Origin of the sequence: Flavobacterium johnsoniae, assembly GCF_030388325.1 — a bacterium.
Lineage (GTDB): Bacteria > Bacteroidota > Bacteroidia > Flavobacteriales > Flavobacteriaceae > Flavobacterium > Flavobacterium johnsoniae_C.
Genome location: NZ_CP103794.1, coordinates 4,038,431 through 4,056,081, shown reverse-complemented (window position 1 = coordinate 4,056,081; position 17,651 = coordinate 4,038,431). Strand labels below are relative to the sequence as shown.

Below are 17,651 nucleotides of genomic sequence, written 5' to 3'. Positions count from 1 at the left end.
ATTTTAACATGAAATCCCAAAGACCAAAAATAAGTTTGGAATTTGGAATTTCAAATATTCATTTATTATTTTTTTATTTTAAAAATTCAACAGAAACGTTGTTTTTGCTTAGCAGTTCATTTTCTTTAGCCAAAGCATAAGCCGTTTCGTCAAATTCAGTGCTGATTTCTTTTTTTGCTCCAGCAGAAACAAGATATTTTAAAATTGCATCATCTTTAGAAGTCATTGCTGCTCTGTGCAAAGCCGTTAAACCGTCTTTGTTTTTAGCATTAATATCTACCTTTAAATCTGTGATTTTTTTAAGAAGAGAAACATCATTTTTTGTAATTGCTAAATGATATAAAGTGTTTCCGTCTTTTTGAGCAGTTGCTAAGTTTAATCCTTTGTCTTGAAGTAATTTCGCTTTTGCATCAAAAGGATCTGTAGTTACTTTTTCTCTTCCAGCTGGGCGATAAGATTGTACCAAATATACTCCTAAATTATTTCCGTCTTTATCTTTTACATTTACATCTGCACCTTTAGATAAAAGTAAACTTACCGCTTCTGGAGATCCGTATCTAACGGCACTTGTTAAAGCAGATTCTCCTTTTAAATTTTGAGCATTAATATTTTTTACTTTCGGAAGAAATAATTCTAAAGCAGCAGTTTCTCTCCCCGATGCAGCCGCCATTAACGGTGTATTTCCTTCTTTATCAACTTTGTTTACATCAACTCCTTTTGCTAAGAAATATTCAATAATTTCTTTCTGATTTGGTTTTCCAGCCAAAATATGCAATACATTTTGCCCAGCTTTGTTTTGAGCTGTCGCTTTCACTTTTGCTTCTTCAACCAAATATTTATAAGTTTCTAAAGTATTTGTTTCTCTGCGGCTTCCTTGCGCAGCAATTAAAAGTGCATTGTCAGTTGGTTTGATTCCTTTTTCAAGAAGTTTTTTCAAAAGAGCAATATTTCCAGATCTAGCAGCGTATGAAAAAGCAGTATTTCCGTCATTATCAACATCTTTTAAAGACATTCCTTTTGTAGAGAAATATTCGGCAGCTTTTAAATCTTTATCAGAAGCGATTGCTAAAAGCAAAAGATTAGCACCGTTTGCATATTTTTTTGTCGGATTTACGCCGGCTTTAAAAAACGCATCATACATGGCTGGATTTGATTGTCCGTTTGAAGCCGCAAAATCAGCAGGAGCAGTTCCGTGACTATCTTCGAAATTTACATCAGAACCTTTACCAATTAAATATTGCACTAATTCTGTATTGCCTCTGTAAGCAGCCCAATGTAAGTAAATACGATTATCGTGAGTCAATTTTGTAATTGAATTTCCTGGCTGTTCAACTAAAAATTTGATTGTAGCAAAAGGAGCATCATTATTAATAGCTAAAGTGGTAACATCAAATGCGTTTGCGTTTGCCTCTGATGGATTATTTCCTTTAGCGATTTCTGCCTTAACAGTTTCAACAGTTGGAGAAGTTTTCCAAAATTCAGCATCTAACAATGTGTTTTTTTGCTGAGCGCTTACAAATAAGCTAGCAGCAAATGCAAAAGAAACGAAAAGATTCTTTTTCATATTTCGATAATTTATGGTTATTGAATTGTACAAGATTAATTTATTTTTGAGGAAATTATTTTTATCTATTTAGAATAAATAAAAATAAAGCAAATGTAGAAATTAATCTTTTTAAATCAAGAATAATTCGTCGTAAAAAGAGAATTATTGTGTAGATTTTATAAAATTTAAGAATACCTTAAGCTGATTTTAATTTTTTTTTAATTCAACACCTTATCTAAGATCAAATTCTTTGAAAAATCTTGTTAGTAGAAACGACCAAAAAGGAGTTTAAATTTATCTCCGAGCGTTTCCTTGAGTTTTTCTTTGGATTCTTTTACGCTTTCATTTGTAATTTCTAAAAGTTCGGCAATTTCATTATTGCTAAAATCAAGTTTTTGCAACAGTAATAATCTTTTATCAGGCTCGCTCATTTCTGGAAAATCTTGATTGAGCAAGATGTAAAATTTTGAACATTCTTTTTCGAATTCTCTTTCAAAAGCGTTCCATTCCAATTCTGTCATTAAATGAGATTGCAGCAAATTGCTTAGTTTTCCTTTTCTTTTTTCTAAATAATAAAAAGAAGATTTCTCAATATTTTCAATCTCTTTTTTTAGATTTTTTATTTGAATATTTTTCTCCTTTAAATATTCTATTTGAGATTCTAGATCTTCATGAGCCTTTTGCTCTATTTTTACTTTTTCAGATTCTAGAGCTTTTACTTTTTCTTCATATTGTAGCTGTCTGTCTTTGTACTTTTTTAAAAAATAAACAAATACAAGTAAAAGAATGCTAAATACCATTGTAGCAATAATAAGATAGAACTTTTTCAGCGTTTTTTCATACTTGTTTTTTGCCTCATCAATACTCTCTTGATAATTGTTTTTTTCAATAATCCAGTTGGCTTGATTAATAGCTTCATCACCGTCTTCATTTTCAAGAGATTCTTCAATAGCAACCATTCGGCGTCTCAGATTCAATTCGTTTTCTGTTGAATTCTTTAACTTTAAAATCTGAAGTTTCAATTTAATAATCTCCAATTCTGATTTTTTAAAATAAGATTTTGTAACCGCAATATTTTCGGCTTTATTCAAAAAATCAAAAGCTTCTTCTATCTGATTATTTTTTAGAAGAACTTCTGCCAGTAAAATCGAAGCATACATAGTATTCTGATCGCTTTTATTTTGTTCAGAAATTTGAATGTCTTTTTTCAAATAAGTAATAGCTTTCTCAAAATCGCCTTTATGCTGGCTTACCATAGCTAAATCTCCCAGAGCTTTGGCATAGCGAACGTCATCATGAATCTGCGAAGAAATTTTTGCAGTTTCATTTAAATAATAAGTAGCCATTTTATAATCTTGAATATACAGATAGTTTAGTCCTATAGAATTAATGATAGAAGCATATTCAGAGGTGTTTTTAACAGCTTGTTTTTCGGCAAGTTTTAAATAATGCAATGATTTTTTATAATCGCCAAACGTGTGCAGAATCCATCCAATTCTTTTATAAGTTTCATCGGCATTTATAATCTGTTCAGCTCGGAGCGGTTCGAGATTTTCCATTATTTCTAATAGAAAAGGCGTGAGTTTAATGTAATCTCTGTAGAAATATAAATAATTAATGTAGTTGAGTTTTGCCCAAATTTCTAAAGAAATATTATGCGAAGTCTTTGCTTTTTGAATGGAATTTAGATAATAGTTTTCGGAAGTTTTGTTTCGAGAAGTATAATAATTGCTAAAGCCATTTGCGAGTAAACCTTTATATATGCTCTGATATTTGGTTATTTTATTTAATGGACTAAGATATTCTTTTAAAGCCGTTGTATCTGTGCCAAAATTCTTTTCTTGAAGCAGAATTGACTCAATATTCTTGAGTTCGTTTTTTGAAGTACTAATTTGCAGTTTTTGTGCATTCGCAGCAAATGAATAACAGAATAAAATAATGAATAATATTTTTTTGGCAGACATTAAATTTGTTTTGGCAGATGAAGTTGTATAGTAAATTTAATAAAAATAATATTTACGAATTGGTAATTGCTTTAAAGTATTGATTTTTAATTACATGAAACGAAATATTTTTTTTTGTCTTTACTGCCATTTTTAGTATGTTTTTAGATGCTAAATTCTAATTAAGATAAACGCAAGTTAAATTATTCCTAAAATAATTTTTTAGGTATTTCTACGCTATTTTTAAAGATTTTTTTTAATACTAAAATCAATGATTATTCTCTTATTTTCAGTTTTAAAAATTGTCAATTATAACATTTGATTTTCCTCTTTCAGACGTTTTATAAGACTAAATTTATTTTCTTAAAAATTAGCATTTAAAAAAGTTGGATTTAGTGTTTTTAAATAAAATTTATAAATAAAGTCAAAATCATCCAAAACGTAATGTTTTGTTTTTAAAAAAGTTAAACTTATAAATTTTAAAAAATTACCAAAACACTATTTAGAATTATTATTAATAAAAGACGTTTTTTAAAATTTAAATTGTATCAGAAATCGCAATTTTTTAAAAGACACTGTTGATAACTGTTTTCAATTCTCTTCCAGAAAACACCTTTTTTTTATGTTGATAACTTCAAATTAATTTTAGGGAAAATGCTAGTTCATTGCGAATTAGAACATATTATTTTCATGTTGATAAAATTTACAAAAAGGCTCAATTTTGAAGTTTTTAAACTGTTGATAATTGGTGGGATTTTTAACATCTAAAACTGGACAAAAGAATAACTGTAGGTTAAATTTGTATTAATTGAAAAACACGCTAATACCACCTACAATTCAGTGCTCGGTTTTTCAATTCAAATCATGTCACTTAAAATTCTATATATATGTCAATTTTCGATAAAAGAATCAATTATAAACCTTTTGAATATCCAGAGGTTCTCCAATTTACTGAAGCAATAAATAAAGCTTACTGGGTTCATACAGAGGTTGATTTTACTGCAGATACGCAAGATTTTCATGCTCATTTAGATTTGGCAGAAAAAACGGCTATTAAAAATAGTTTATTGGCAATTGCACAAATTGAAGTAGCTGTAAAAAGTTTTTGGGGCAATATATATGAGCATTTTCCAAAACCAGAATTCAACGGATTGGGAACAACCTTTGCAGAATGTGAATTTAGACATTCTGAAGCGTATTCTCGTTTATTGGAAGTTTTAGGATATAATGATGAATTCGAAAGATTATTAGACGTTCCTGTAGTTCGCAGACGTGTAGATTATCTTTCTAATGTATTGAAAGACACTAAATCTCAGGACAACAGAAAATATATGGTGTCGCTGATTTTGTTCAGTATTTTGATTGAAAATGTTTCGTTGTTCAGCCAGTTTGCTATTTTATTGTCATTCACAAGATTCAAAGGATATATGAAAAATGTGAGCAATATTATCGCGTGGACTTCAATTGACGAACAAATTCATGCAAATGGCGGAATTTACATTATCAATAAAATCCGTGATGAATTTCCAGAATATTTCGATGCCGATACTTTAGAATTAATTAGAGAAACGGTTAAAGAATCTATTACGGTTGAAGCAGATATTTTAGATTGGATTTTTGAAAATGGTCCAGTAGAAACAATCAACAAAGAAGACTTGGTAAACTTTATGAAATTTAGAATTGATGAAAGTTTGAAACAAATCAACATCGAAACTATTTTTAATGTTTCTCCAGACGAATATTCAAAAATGACTTGGTTCGAAGAAGAAGTTTTTGCAAACAGTTTAGACGATTTCTTTGCTAAACGTCCAGTTGAATATACAAAACACGATAAAAGTATCACAGCAAACGATCTTTTTTAATACAAGCCCAGCATACATATGAATACGATAGACACAAACCCAGCAAATAATTTTGAACAAGCAATAGATACCAAAATGTGGTGGAAAAATTCTGAAAGTGAGCAGATTTTAAACCGCGGTTATCTTTTGAAAGGTGAAACAGTAGAAGGTGCAATTGATAGAATTTGTACCGCTGCTTCAAAAAGACTTTACAAACCAGAATTGAAAGAGTCTTTTATGGAAATGATCGAAAGAGGCTGGATGAGTATCAGTTCGCCAGTTTGGGCAAATATGGGAACAGAAAGAGGATTGCCAATTTCTTGTTTTAATGTTCACGTTCCAGATAAAATTGAAGGAATTACACATAAATTGGGCGAAGTTATCATGCAAACCAAAATTGGAGGAGGAACTTCTGGTTATTTTGGAGAATTGCGTGAACGCGGAAGTGCTGTAACAGATAACGGAAAGAGTAGTGGAGCAGTTAGCTTTATGAAACTTTTTGACACGGCAATGGACACTATTTCTCAAGGTGGAGTTCGTCGTGGTGCATTTGCGGCATATTTAGATATTGATCACCCAGATATCGAAGAATTTTTGAAAATTAAAAGTATCGGAAACCCAATTCAGAACTTGTTTACAGGAATCTGTGTACCAGATTATTGGATGCAGGAAATGATTGATGGTGATGCAGAAAAAAGACAAGTTTGGGCAAAAGTTTTAGAAAGCCGTCAGCAAAAAGGACTTCCATATATTTTCTTTAGTGACAACGTAAATAAAAACAAGCCGCAAGTTTATAAAGATCAGAATCTTAGAATTAACGCTAGTAATTTGTGTAGCGAAATTATGCTTCCGTCAACTCACGATGAATCATTTATCTGCTGTCTTTCTTCTATGAATTTAGAATTATATGACGAATGGAAAGATACTGAAGCGGTAAAATTGGCGATCTTTTTCTTAGATGCTGTTTTACAAGAATTCATCGAAAAAACAGAAGGAAACTATTATCTTTCTGCGGCTAATAAATTTGCTAAAAGACACCGTGCACTTGGTTTAGGAGTTTTAGGATGGCATTCTTATCTACAAAAAAATATGATTCCGTTTGAAGGAATGGAAGCTAAAATGAAAACAACGGAGATTTTCAAACATATCAGCGACAAAGCGGATAAAGCAAGTCAGGATTTGGCTAGAATTTACGGAGAACCAGAATTGCTTAAAGGTTACGGAAGACGTAATACTACAACAATGGCAATCGCTCCGACAACTTCATCTTCTGCTATTTTAGGACAAACTTCGCCAGGAATTGAACCTTTCAGCAGTAACTATTACAAAGCTGGATTGAGCAAAGGTAATTTTATGCGTAAAAACAAATACCTTAAAAAGCTGTTAGAAGAAAAAGGTCTTGATAATGAAGAAGTGTGGAGAGGAATTATGCTAAACGGAGGAAGTGTTCAACACATGGAACAATTGACTCAAGAAGAAAAAGATGTTTTTAAAACATTTAAAGAAATCAGTCAGTTAGAAATTGTGCAACAAGCTGGAATTCGTCAGAAATTTGTAGATCAAGGACAAAGTTTAAATCTTAATATTCCAGCAGAATTGGCGATTAAAGATGTAAACCGTTTAATGATAGAAGCTTGGCAGCAAGGAGTTAAAAGTTTATACTATCAAAGAAGCCAGAGTGTTTCTAAAGAATTAGTAACAAGTCTTGTTTCGTGCAGCAGTTGCGAATCATAAAAATCAAAAGCCGAATCTTAATTTAGATTCGGCTTTTTTATTTGCAGAAAAAGGTTTCACGCAGATTTAAAAAGATTTGAGCAAATCTTCGCAACTATTTTTTTAATCTATGAAAATTAAATTGCCATAAAATAGTAATTTAGTGCCAAAATTTACAATCCAAAATCAATAAATACCACCAGTAAATGGAGAATATTACCGTAATTATAATGCTGCTTTTCGGCGTAGCTTTTCTTAGCCTTGTTAGTAAAAAATATAATTTTCCAATTCCGATTGTTTTGGTTTTGTGCGGTGTTATTATTAGTGTTTTTGAAGGACTTCCGGTAATTGCTTTAAGTCCAGAAGTAGTATTTGTTATATTTCTGCCGCCATTATTGTATCATGCGGCGTGGCATACAAGCTGGTCTGACTTTAAGCAGTCTGTTAGACCAATAACTTTAGCCGCAGTTGGTTTAGTGTTTTTTACAACGGGTTTAGTTGCTGTCGTAGCGCATTGGCTTATAGATGATATTTCTTGGCCGTTAGCTTTTTTATTAGGCGCAATTGTCTCTCCGCCAGATGCAGTTTCTGCAACAGCAATAACAAAAGGTTTAGGACTTAATCCGAGATTAATTGCTATTCTTGAAGGAGAAAGTTTAGTAAACGATGCGAGCGGTCTTGTAGCGTACAAATATGCTCTAATGGCAATTACGGCTGGAAATTTTGTTTTATGGCAGGCAGGTTTAAATTTTGTTTTAATGTCGGTTTTGGGTACAGCAATTGGCTTGGCTGTTGGCGTTATAATGTACTACATTCATAAAAGATTTGTTTGTGATGATATTATCGAAGTCACGCTTACTTTATTAACACCATTTGCATCTTATCTAATTGCTGAGCATTTTGAAGGTTCAGGAGTTTTGGCTGTAGTAGCAACGGGACTTTTTCTAGCAGCAAGATCTGGAACTATTTTTTCTCATGAAAGCCGAATTATGACCAATACAATTTGGGATGTCTTAAATAATATTTTGAACGGATTAATCTTTATTTTAATCGGGCTCCAATTAAGGCAAATTATAGACGGAATCAGTAATTACTCTGGAAATTCGTTACTTATTTGGGGAGCTGTGATTAGTGTTGTGGTTATTTTGGTTCGTTTTTTATGGGTTATTCCAGCAACGATGATCCCAAGAATGCTCAGTAGAAAAATTCGCGAAAAAGAAGAATTTGATTATCGAAATATGATCATTTTTGGCTGGTCAGGAATGCGTGGTGTGGTTTCTATGGCAGCAGCTTTGGCACTTCCGTTAATGTTGAATAAAACGGAAGAATTTCCGCTTCGAAATTTAATTATATACTTGGTTTTCTGTGTTATACTTTCAACTTTAGTCATTCAAGGTCTGACACTTCCTTGGCTTATAAAAAAGCTTAAAATTGAACGTTATTCGATACTTGCCGAAGAATATAATATTCGAAATGTAATTGTATCTGAAACAATTGCGCATATTGAAGATAATTTTTCTTTGCTAGACGATGAATTACTCCATAATATTAAAAGTAAATATGAAGTAAAATTTAATCGACTGCAAAAAACAGAACTTCCTTCTAACTTTTTCGGGAATGGAAAAGTTTTAGGCGGACAGATTTTTAATGAATTCACCAAAATTCAAATTGATCTTTTGAATGTTGAAAGAGCGAAATTAGAATCAATGCACAAGTTTGGTTCTGTAAATGAAGAAATCTTCCGTAAAATCGAAAAAGAATTGGATTTGGAAGAAACTCGTTTGTGGATGGAGATGTATGAGGAATAATTTATTTAATTGTGAATTGTGAATTATTAATTGTTAACTGTGAATTCTCAACTTTATTCAGCTTTGTCAAAGTTCTAAACTTTGACAAAGCTTTTTTCTTTTTAAACATTTTAATTCGGAATTTTCACATCACTTATTGCTAAATTCGCACTTGCTTGCGCAACAATTTTAGACGTGTTTTTATTGGTAACTTCTGCTTTGATATTAATAATCGTTTTACCAAGTTTTTCTAGTTTTGTGGTAACAATAACGGTTTGATTTTCGAACACAGGATTAAAATAATCAATATATAAATTGATGGTTGGATAGAATTTTTCAAGTCCTAAAACCATAAAATTGACACCGATACAATCGTCAATCATTCCTGCCGTCACACCACCGTGGAGCATTCCAACTGGATTGGTCATTTCTTTCCTGATTTCAAACTCAAATTTAACTGCTTTTTCTTCAACAGAAATTACTTTTCCGTTTAGCCAATGTGCAAAAGGTGAGGGACTTCCCGTAAAATGTTTTCCAATAAAACTTTGAAGAAATTGTAATCTTTTATTTTCCATATTTAAATTATTTATGCAGATAATTTGATGCTGTTTTTTAATGGATTAATTAGTTTGTAAGCTGTTTTTGGAAAAAATCGACTTAAGAAATAAATCACTTTTGTATCGCCTACGCGAATGGTGTAATTGTTTTTATGAATCCCATCTACTAAACCTTTTACAAGTATTTCTGGGCTTATACTTTTGGCGTCAATACCTTTTGCCATTTCTGTATCGACTAATGGGGGCAATAATTCAAAAACTTTTACATTGGTTTTAGCCACTTCTAAATGACTTCTAAGAGAAGCGGTATAAAAACGAAGTGCGGCTTTTGTTGCAGAATAAGTTGGAGCCAAATTCGACGGAACATAACTCAACACAGATGTTGTATTTATAATCGCAGTTTCTGGACGGCTTTTTAGCATTTTTAGAAATAAATTATTCAATCTTATAATTGCTAAATAGTTTATATTCATTTCGTAAGCCGCCATTTCTGTAATCTGATCGTTTGTTTTGGCTAAATTATTTGTTGGATTAGAAACGCCTGCATTGTTGTATAGAATATCAATTCCGCCTAAAATTTCAATTTGTTCATAAAGCTGTTGCGCTTGATCTGCATCAGCAACATCATTTTGAATGGCTATGATTTGTGGATAAAGTCTTTTAGCTGCATCTAATTTTTCTTTATTTCTACCTGTAATAATTACTTTGGCACCTTCTGCCAAAAACTGTTTTGCAGATTCTAAACCTATTCCTGACGCACCGCCAGTGATCAATATTGTTTTACCTTTTAAGTCCATTTTCTTTGATTTTAAAGTGTATAATTTGCTTTGTTTAAGAATATTAAATAAATTTGCTTGCGTTTTGCAAGTACAAAGATATTAATTACTTGCAAAATGCAAGTAATTTTTCAATTTATTTTATGAAAGCATCCAAAAAAAGATCAAATTGCCCAATAAATACGTCTTTAGAAATCTGGGGAGATAAATGGTCACTTTTGATTATCAGAGATTTGATGTTTAAAAAACAATGTACGTACGGCGACTTTTTAAAATCGGAAGAAAAGATTGCAACTAATATTTTAGCCAGCAGACTTTTGGTTTTAGAAGAAAATAACTTGATCACTAAGCTAGAGCATCCAGATAGCAAAGCCAAAGTATTGTATCAATTAACAGAAAAAGGAATTGAACTTTTTCCTGTATTAATCGAAATCAGTTTGTGGGCTGAGAAATATTACGAAATCCCAGAAGAAAGAAAAATTGTGCTCGAAAAAGCAAAACAGAATAAAACGGCCTTTATAGAAAAAGGAATTAGAAAAATGAAAGAAGGTTTGTAATTAACAATTAACAATTAACAATTATCAATTTACCATTAAATTACGTTCATTTTCTGCATTAAAAAAGTAGCACTTTTATTTTTACAAATTCCGTTTCGGAGTTTGTAATCGAAATGTAAATCGTTGTTTAGAATCTCAACTTCGAAACATTGATTAGTTAGAATTTTGGGAAATTCATTTGTAGTAAGACAAACTTCAATGTCATGTGTGGCGATTGCACCGATTGCTTTTTTAGAAATTATTTTCTTTACAACTTCAATTGTTCCGTTTCTTTTGTCATCAGAATTTGTACCTCTTAAAATCTCATCTAATAAAACAAAAGCAGGCTCATTTTCAAGAGTATCCATGATCTGTTTTAAACGTTTAATTTCAGCAAAAAAATAAGATTCAGAATCTGAGAGAGAATCAGATAATCTCATTGAAACTAATACTGGAAGTGGATGAACTTTAGCTTCTGAAGCACAAACTACTGAACCAATTCCGCTTAATACCATATTGATGCCTAAGCTTCGTAAAAACGTGCTTTTTCCAGACATGTTTGAACCTGTCAAAATCACGAAAGATTGTGGATGAAATTGAGTGTCATTTCCAACTCTTGTTGCTGGATTTAATAACGGATGACTAAGATTTTTAAATTCAATTTTATATTCTGAATTAATTTCTGGAAAAACAAAATCTTCGTTATTGTAAGCTAAATTCGCAAGACAGTTTAAGGTTTCAATTTCTCCAATAATAGAAATCCAATTATCAATTTCAGAAGCATAATTTTCTTTCCATTTTAAAAGTGCTCTTAAAACATGAAGATTAAATAAAAATGTTCCGTTAAATAAAGTAGCTGTAAATAAATTACTTATAGTATCCATTCTCGAGAACAATTCTGAAAGCTGTTTTAAATGCTGACTTGCTTTTGCGTTCTTGAAATTTAATTGTTCTTGTAAACGAATTAGTTTTTTGGACTGAAAAGATTCATTCTCAATTTTTTCAATCAATAAACCATATTGCTTGATAATTGTATCGATGTTATCTGCCTTTGCAATTTCAGATCGAATTCTTTTTGATGCGAATCCTAAAATAATCATATTGCCAATAAAAACGTACGTCAGATAAGAAAGCAAAATGGTTTTCGAAGTAATAAAGTAGGAAGTTAATAGTCCAAAGAAGAGTACAGGAAAAATTATAGAAAGTGCAACTAAAACTTTAGATAAAGTATTGTTTTTAAAAGAAATCCAATGTTTTATGGCTTCATAAGATTGTTTAGAATCTTCGCCAATAATTGCTAAAGCTTGAAATTCTTGTCTCCAATCTATTTTGTTTTTTAATTCGTTTACAGCTTCTTGATTTTCTAAAATTGAATCTTGAGGAATTGTATGCAATAATAAATTTGCAAGTGTTTTTTTTCCGATAAAAGAAGCCGTTCTGTTTAAATTTTGAAATAAAGAATGTTCTCCAAAAATATCCAAATCGTAAGCGTATGGATGATGAAAATCGATAAATTCAGCTCCATTTTCAAAAGGTATTTTTTCTCTTTTTAAAAATAGAATTTCATTTTTGTTGATCCTTAAAAGTGTTTCTGCTAGTAGTTTTTGAAATGATAATTTGGAATGAATTTTCATTAAAACAATAAAACCAGCAAAAGATAAAACAGCTAATATTACATAAAGTATTTCGTCTGTTTTAATGTAGTTAAACATAAAAAACAAAAAAAGGAAAATACTTAATAACCTCAAAAGGCTAATGCTGTTGTATTTTTTGTTGGTTTTATGATATAAATCAGAATAGATATTGATTTTGTCTTGATATGCTTTCATTCTAAAATTTGCTTGAAATACAAATATAGTTTTTACGCCACAAAATCAATAGATATTCTCGTTAATCTTCGTGCATAACCAATATCGGAATTGGTACTTCTTTTGTTATTTTTTTACTGAAGCTTGAATCGAAAATGCTTTCAAAGAAAGAACGTTTGTGTGTAATTGTGGTTAGAATATCAATATCTTTAAAAAGAACAAAATCAAGAATAGTCTCTTTTACGTCGTCACTTGGCAGAACTAAAAATTCTACATTTTCTGCTGCAAATTCTCTTTCAAATTCTTTTCTGGCTTCGTCTGTAACATCAGAATTAGAAGTTTTTACATATAAACTTTTAACCTTGGCATCAGTCTTTTTAGCGATTTTCAAGATTTTTCTAAGCTCTTTTTTATCTTTTTCACGATAGCGTGTTGTAAAACCAATTGTTTTTACTTTTTTGTATTTAGCCTCAATTGGAACACACAACACAGGAACTTCAACACCTGAGATTACAGATTCTGTATTTGAACCTGTAAAGAATTTTGTCCAATCAGAAACGCTATTTGTTCCCATAATAACAAAATCGGCTTTGTCTTCTTCAACCGCATTTTTTAGGTTATAAATCAAATCACCATCCATTAATCGGTGTTTAATTACAATATCATCTAATTTGCGTTCGGCGGCAATTGTTCGAAGTTTCGGAATTTCATCTTTAAACATTTCAAATTTAGCAAGTTCAATCGAACTGTATATTGAGGCGTAGTTCTCAGGAAAGAATTGGCTGTCGTAAACCGGGATTTCAAATGTATGAAGCAAGATCAATTCGGCTTTTACAACTTTAGCAAATTCTAAAGCGTGGATAAATGCATTTGTGGCTGCATCTGAGAAATCTGTAGGGAATAATATCTTTTTCATCGTATTTAGAATTAAGGTTTGTCTCTCAAATTTACTCATTCTAGAAGGAAAACAACCTGATAATTATCAGTATTTTAACACTTAATAATTTGTTAATATGTCCATTTTCGTGGAAATTTTGATTTTTGTTCTTTGAAATGATTTTGGGCTTTTTTTGTACCTTTGCCGCATGATAAATCAAGATTCTATAGTTGCTTTGGCTACACCTTCGGGCGCTGGAGCTATCGCCATAATTCGAATTTCTGGAGCTGAAGCTATTACAATTGGTAATTCGGTTTTTAAATCTATTAAAGATAAAGATTTAACAAAACAGAAAACGCATACTTTACACTTAGGACATATTTTTGACGGAAATAAAACTCTTGATGAAGTTTTAGTTTCGGTTTTTAAAGGTCCAAACTCCTATACAGGAGAAAATACGATTGAAATTTCATGCCACGGATCAACTTATATTCAACAGCAAATTATTCAATTATTGTTAAGGAAAGGCTGTAGAATGGCAGATGCGGGAGAATTTACGCTTCGCGCTTTCTTAAACGGAAAATTAGATTTGTCTCAGGCAGAAGCAGTTGCCGATTTGATTTCGTCTGATAATGAAGCTTCTCATCAAATTGCGATGCAGCAAATGCGAGGCGGATTTAGTAATGAAATTGCAAAACTTAGAGAAGAACTTTTAAATTTTGCTTCTTTAATTGAATTAGAATTAGATTTTGCTGAGGAAGATGTGGAATTTGCTGATCGAACACAATTTCATGAATTATTAAACCGAATCGAATTTGTTTTAAAACGTTTAATTGATTCATTTGCAGTTGGAAATGTCATCAAAAATGGAATTCCGGTTGCGATTGTCGGTGAACCAAATGTTGGAAAATCGACACTTTTAAATGCTTTATTAAACGAAGAGCGTGCAATTGTTTCTGATATTGCGGGAACAACTCGTGATACAATTGAAGATGAATTAGTTATTGGCGGAATCGGATTCAGATTTATTGATACCGCCGGAATTCGTGATACAAAAGATGTTGTAGAAAGCATTGGAATTAAAAAAACTTTCGAAAAAATAGAACAAGCGCAAGTAGTAATTTATTTATTTGACGGATTGAAATTTCAAGCTTCTAGTTCTGATTTTGTTTCAGAAATCGAACAAATAAAAAATAAATATCCTCTCAAACCTTTACTGATTGTTGTCAATAAAAAAGATATTTTATCGGCTGATGAAGTTCAGAATATTAAGAGTAGGTTAGAAAATTTAAATGCAAAATTGCTTTTAATTTCTGCGAAAGAAAAAATTGGAGTAGAGGATTTAAAAAATGAATTATTGTCTTTTGTAAATACAGGAGCGCTTCGTAATAACGAAACAATTGTTACGAATACAAGACATTATGATTCTTTATTAAAAGCTTTAGATGAAATTCAGAAAGTAAAATTCGGCTTAGAATCTGGACTTTCAAGTGATTTAATGGCGCTTGATATTCGTGAGGCTTTATATCAATTCGGGCTTATCACTGGTCAAGTTTCTAACGACGAATTGCTGGGGAATATATTTGCCAACTTTTGCATCGGGAAATAATTGTTGTTTCTTTAAGTTTCTAATGTTTTCTTTTACTTGACTGCCATTGATTTAGCGTGTTTTTTGCTTTCTTATAATATCTTTAGTTTGTACATTTGTTACACTCAATGTACACCTTTGTAAAAATAGGGTGTAAAAATGTACATCTTATGGTAATTAGTCTGAAGAAGAAAAAACTACAAAATGGTAGGTATAGTTTATATCTTGAATATTACAAAGGTTCAACTGTTAACGCAGACGGAAAGCGTGTACATTTAAGAGATTTCGAGTATTTAAAATTATATCCTCATCAAGAACCTAAGACTGCTACTGAAAAGAAAGAAAATAAAGAAATTGAGGTATTAGCTGAGCAGATACTATCGATCAGAAAAGCTGAATATTTTCAAGGGAAATTTGATATAAAAAACAATTCCAAATCTAAAACACTATTTTTGGAATACTACAGCAATCAGGCTGAAGATCGAATTGATTCTGCTAAGAATTATGGTAACTGGACGGCTTCATTTCTACATTTAAAACGATTCTGTAATCCAAATGTCACTTTCAATGAGATAGATGAAGATTTTGTAAAATCCTATCGTAACTACCTGGATAAAGATGCAAGAACTAAAAGTGATCTTCCTTTGTCCCAAAATTCTAAGTATTCATATTATAATAAATTCAAAGCAGCCATACGTGCAGCATTTGAGGATGGTTATCTTACAATTAACCCTGTCAAAAAAGTAAGGGGATTTGAACAAGGAGAAAGCCAACGAGAATATTTAACCTACGATGAGTTAGTAGCAATGAACAAAGCTCATTGTAAATATGATGTTTTGAAAAGAGCATTTATTTTTTCTTGTTTAGTGGGTTTGAGATGGTCTGATATCAATACTTTGGTTTGGAGTGAAGTAAGAGACGAGGGCGAAGTCAGCAGAGTTAACTTTAGACAAGAAAAAACAGAAAGTGTTGAATATTTATATATCTCTAAAGAAGCAAGAAGTCTGCTTGGAGAAAGAGAAAATCAAACCGAAAGGGTTTTTAAGGGATTAAAATATGGAGCTCATTTTAATGCTGAAATATTAAGGTGGTGTATGAAAGCGGGTATAACAAAACACATTACATTTCATAGTGCCAGACATACAAATGCGGTTTTGCTATTAGAAAATGGCGCTGACATTTATACCGTTTCAAAACGCTTAGGTCACAAGGAATTAAAAACAACAGAAATTTATGCTAAAATCATTGATTCTAAGATGAAAGAGGCTGCTAACTTAATTCCTAACATTAATATTTAGTTTATGGTATATTCTTATTTTAGAATCAAAAACAAGCATCATAAAACTTTAGATTTCATAAAAGATAACTTAAACTCTCAGGAAAAAAGTTTATCAATTGGGAAGAAAATAAAAAAGCTAAACGAATTTCAATTTTTTCATTTGCTTAGTGAATTAATGTATCATCATCCGATTAAGCATTTATCTATTGATACGATCAGCTTATTTTTTAAAAGTCAGGAAACAATTATTAATGAAGATGATTATTTGCCATTTCAGGATTATGATAAAGATTTCGTACACATTCCCATTACTGGTTTTTATGTTGTTTTTAATTCTAAAAAAGATCTAAAATATTTAGTAGAATATTACTTAACGACAAAAGAATATCCAAAAGAAACTCTTATAACTAAGCTTTTAGTTCTATCAGATAAAATCCTTGAACACATATATCAAAAAGTAGATACAATAAAGTATTACTTTCTGAATCATCTTCAAAAAGAAGAAAATCATCATAATGACTTAACGGTCTCTTTTTTTGCGGATATAATTACAGCTTTAGAAGATTACGAAAAAGATCTTTTAAAATTATATGATGAAATTCAGGGTAAAATTTCTGGCTTATCTGGATCTATTTCCAATAATGAAAATTATACCATAACTACAGATAATGAAATTTTAAGAAAACTATATTTCGGTTTGGAAAAATTCATGTATATAGATCAAACTAAAACTTCATTAACTGAATTTATTGATGTTTTAAAATTGGGTTGGAAAGAACATAATTCTGTTATATATCTTCAAATGGATAACCTTCAGTTTAAGTACTTCATTGAATGCCTTAATCAATTTTTAAGTATTAAAATCCCTCTCACATTTATTGAGCTTTCGGGAAACATTCAAAATAAAAATGGAAGAATAAAAGCCAATTCAATATATACATCTGTTTCCAAGAGTATTATAAAAACAAAAGATTTAGAATTAATTAAATCAATTTTTGAAAAATTATAAAAAAGGTTAAGGACCTTAACCTCCTTAACCTTTTGCATTTTGCTTTACTGACTTTTGCTACCATAATATTAAAAAAATATAAATATGGAAAGCAACGCAATTTTTCAAAAGTTAGCTCAATTAGAAAAACTTATAATTGGGACTACAAAACAAATCTTCACAGTTGACGATGTTGTAAACTATACTGGATTTTCAAAAAGTTATGTATATAAATTAGTGCATATGAATATCCTCCCTTATTCAAAACCAAACAATAGAACGCTCTTTTTTACTAAATCAGAGATCGACGAATGGTTACTACAAAATAAGTCTAAATCTATTTCTCAGATTCAGAAAGAGGCTACTAGCTACACTAATTCAAATAAAAAATAAAAGCGTTCAATTCCGCCGA

General features: G+C 30.8%; 14 protein-coding genes. 8 read left to right on the top strand and 6 right to left on the bottom strand.

Going from position 1 to position 17,651, the window contains the following annotated elements; translation table 11 throughout:
* Nucleotides 1-73: 73 nt before the first annotated feature.
* Nucleotides 74-1,564, bottom strand: coding sequence for an ankyrin repeat domain-containing protein (locus NYQ10_RS17545; protein ID WP_289877522.1), 1,491 nt, complete (start codon nucleotides 1,562-1,564; stop codon nucleotides 74-76).
* 245 nt (nucleotides 1,565-1,809) lie between these two features.
* Nucleotides 1,810-3,510 (bottom strand): tetratricopeptide repeat protein, encoded by a 1,701-nt coding sequence (locus NYQ10_RS17540; protein WP_289877521.1) that lies wholly within the window; start codon nucleotides 3,508-3,510, stop codon nucleotides 1,810-1,812.
* Between the two features lie 866 nt (nucleotides 3,511-4,376).
* Between NYQ10_RS17540 and NYQ10_RS17535 the strand changes: the two genes are divergently transcribed.
* The 3 genes from NYQ10_RS17535 (at nucleotide 4,377) to NYQ10_RS17525 (ending at nucleotide 8,851) form a co-directional block, all read left to right on the top strand.
* Complete coding sequence (locus NYQ10_RS17535; protein WP_289877520.1) at nucleotides 4,377-5,351, top strand: ribonucleotide-diphosphate reductase subunit beta; 975 nt, start codon at nucleotides 4,377-4,379, stop codon at nucleotides 5,349-5,351.
* Between the two features lie 18 nt (nucleotides 5,352-5,369).
* The gene (locus NYQ10_RS17530; protein ID WP_289877519.1) at nucleotides 5,370-7,064 is read left to right on the top strand and encodes a ribonucleoside-diphosphate reductase subunit alpha; all 1,695 of its coding nucleotides are present in this window, start codon (nucleotides 5,370-5,372) and stop codon (nucleotides 7,062-7,064) included.
* Nucleotides 7,065-7,249: 185 nt separating this feature from the next.
* Complete coding sequence (locus NYQ10_RS17525; protein WP_289877518.1) at nucleotides 7,250-8,851, top strand: Na+/H+ antiporter; 1,602 nt, start codon at nucleotides 7,250-7,252, stop codon at nucleotides 8,849-8,851.
* Between the two features lie 110 nt (nucleotides 8,852-8,961).
* Here NYQ10_RS17525 and NYQ10_RS17520 read toward each other — a convergent pair whose 3' ends face one another.
* Both NYQ10_RS17520 and NYQ10_RS17515 read right to left on the bottom strand, forming a co-directional pair.
* Nucleotides 8,962-9,405, bottom strand: a complete 444-nt coding sequence (locus NYQ10_RS17520) for a PaaI family thioesterase (protein WP_289877517.1) — start codon at nucleotides 9,403-9,405, stop codon at nucleotides 8,962-8,964.
* A gap of 11 nt (nucleotides 9,406-9,416) precedes the next feature.
* On the bottom strand, nucleotides 9,417-10,184 hold the full coding sequence (locus tag NYQ10_RS17515) for an SDR family oxidoreductase (RefSeq protein ID WP_289877516.1): 768 nt from the start codon (nucleotides 10,182-10,184) through the stop codon (nucleotides 9,417-9,419).
* Nucleotides 10,185-10,306: 122 nt separating this feature from the next.
* Between NYQ10_RS17515 and NYQ10_RS17510 the strand changes: the two genes are divergently transcribed.
* Nucleotides 10,307-10,720: a winged helix-turn-helix transcriptional regulator gene (locus tag NYQ10_RS17510; RefSeq protein WP_289877515.1), complete on the top strand. Its 414-nt coding sequence runs from the start codon at nucleotides 10,307-10,309 to the stop codon at nucleotides 10,718-10,720.
* A 35-nt stretch (nucleotides 10,721-10,755) separates the two neighbouring features.
* Here NYQ10_RS17510 and NYQ10_RS17505 read toward each other — a convergent pair whose 3' ends face one another.
* Both NYQ10_RS17505 and NYQ10_RS17500 read right to left on the bottom strand, forming a co-directional pair.
* Complete coding sequence (locus NYQ10_RS17505) at nucleotides 10,756-12,528, bottom strand: MutS-related protein (RefSeq protein ID WP_289877514.1); 1,773 nt, start codon at nucleotides 12,526-12,528, stop codon at nucleotides 10,756-10,758.
* A gap of 61 nt (nucleotides 12,529-12,589) precedes the next feature.
* Nucleotides 12,590-13,423, bottom strand: coding sequence for a universal stress protein (locus NYQ10_RS17500; RefSeq protein WP_289877513.1), 834 nt, complete (start codon nucleotides 13,421-13,423; stop codon nucleotides 12,590-12,592).
* Nucleotides 13,424-13,592: 169 nt separating this feature from the next.
* Here NYQ10_RS17500 and mnmE point away from each other — a divergent pair, with 169 nt between their 5' ends.
* From mnmE to NYQ10_RS17480, 4 genes are all read left to right on the top strand, one after another.
* Complete coding sequence (mnmE, locus tag NYQ10_RS17495) at nucleotides 13,593-14,993, top strand: tRNA uridine-5-carboxymethylaminomethyl(34) synthesis GTPase MnmE (RefSeq protein ID WP_289877512.1); 1,401 nt, start codon at nucleotides 13,593-13,595, stop codon at nucleotides 14,991-14,993.
* A 149-nt stretch (nucleotides 14,994-15,142) separates the two neighbouring features.
* Complete coding sequence (locus NYQ10_RS17490) at nucleotides 15,143-16,270, top strand: site-specific integrase (protein ID WP_289877511.1); 1,128 nt, start codon at nucleotides 15,143-15,145, stop codon at nucleotides 16,268-16,270.
* A 3-nt stretch (nucleotides 16,271-16,273) separates the two neighbouring features.
* Nucleotides 16,274-17,260 (top strand): hypothetical protein, encoded by a 987-nt coding sequence (locus NYQ10_RS17485; protein ID WP_289877510.1) that lies wholly within the window; start codon nucleotides 16,274-16,276, stop codon nucleotides 17,258-17,260.
* Nucleotides 17,261-17,344: 84 nt separating this feature from the next.
* Entirely contained in the window at nucleotides 17,345-17,632 is a 288-nt protein-coding gene (locus NYQ10_RS17480) for a helix-turn-helix transcriptional regulator (protein WP_289877509.1), read from the top strand.
* Nucleotides 17,633-17,651 lie beyond the last annotated feature (19 nt).

Coding starts and splice junctions, on each gene's coding strand:
- NYQ10_RS17545 (WP_289877522.1), bottom strand. CDS start 1,564: ATGAAAAAGAATCTTTTCGTTTCTTTTGCATTTGCTGCTAGCTTATTT.
- NYQ10_RS17540 (WP_289877521.1), bottom strand. CDS start 3,510: ATGTCTGCCAAAAAAATATTATTCATTATTTTATTCTGTTATTCATTT.
- NYQ10_RS17535 (WP_289877520.1), top strand. CDS start 4,377: ATGTCAATTTTCGATAAAAGAATCAATTATAAACCTTTTGAATATCCA.
- NYQ10_RS17530 (WP_289877519.1), top strand. CDS start 5,370: ATGAATACGATAGACACAAACCCAGCAAATAATTTTGAACAAGCAATA.
- NYQ10_RS17525 (WP_289877518.1), top strand. CDS start 7,250: ATGGAGAATATTACCGTAATTATAATGCTGCTTTTCGGCGTAGCTTTT.
- NYQ10_RS17520 (WP_289877517.1), bottom strand. CDS start 9,405: ATGGAAAATAAAAGATTACAATTTCTTCAAAGTTTTATTGGAAAACAT.
- NYQ10_RS17515 (WP_289877516.1), bottom strand. CDS start 10,184: ATGGACTTAAAAGGTAAAACAATATTGATCACTGGCGGTGCGTCAGGA.
- NYQ10_RS17510 (WP_289877515.1), top strand. CDS start 10,307: ATGAAAGCATCCAAAAAAAGATCAAATTGCCCAATAAATACGTCTTTA.
- NYQ10_RS17505 (WP_289877514.1), bottom strand. CDS start 12,528: ATGAAAGCATATCAAGACAAAATCAATATCTATTCTGATTTATATCAT.
- NYQ10_RS17500 (WP_289877513.1), bottom strand. CDS start 13,423: ATGAAAAAGATATTATTCCCTACAGATTTCTCAGATGCAGCCACAAAT.
- mnmE (WP_289877512.1), top strand. CDS start 13,593: ATGATAAATCAAGATTCTATAGTTGCTTTGGCTACACCTTCGGGCGCT.
- NYQ10_RS17490 (WP_289877511.1), top strand. CDS start 15,143: ATGGTAATTAGTCTGAAGAAGAAAAAACTACAAAATGGTAGGTATAGT.
- NYQ10_RS17485 (WP_289877510.1), top strand. CDS start 16,274: ATGGTATATTCTTATTTTAGAATCAAAAACAAGCATCATAAAACTTTA.
- NYQ10_RS17480 (WP_289877509.1), top strand. CDS start 17,345: ATGGAAAGCAACGCAATTTTTCAAAAGTTAGCTCAATTAGAAAAACTT.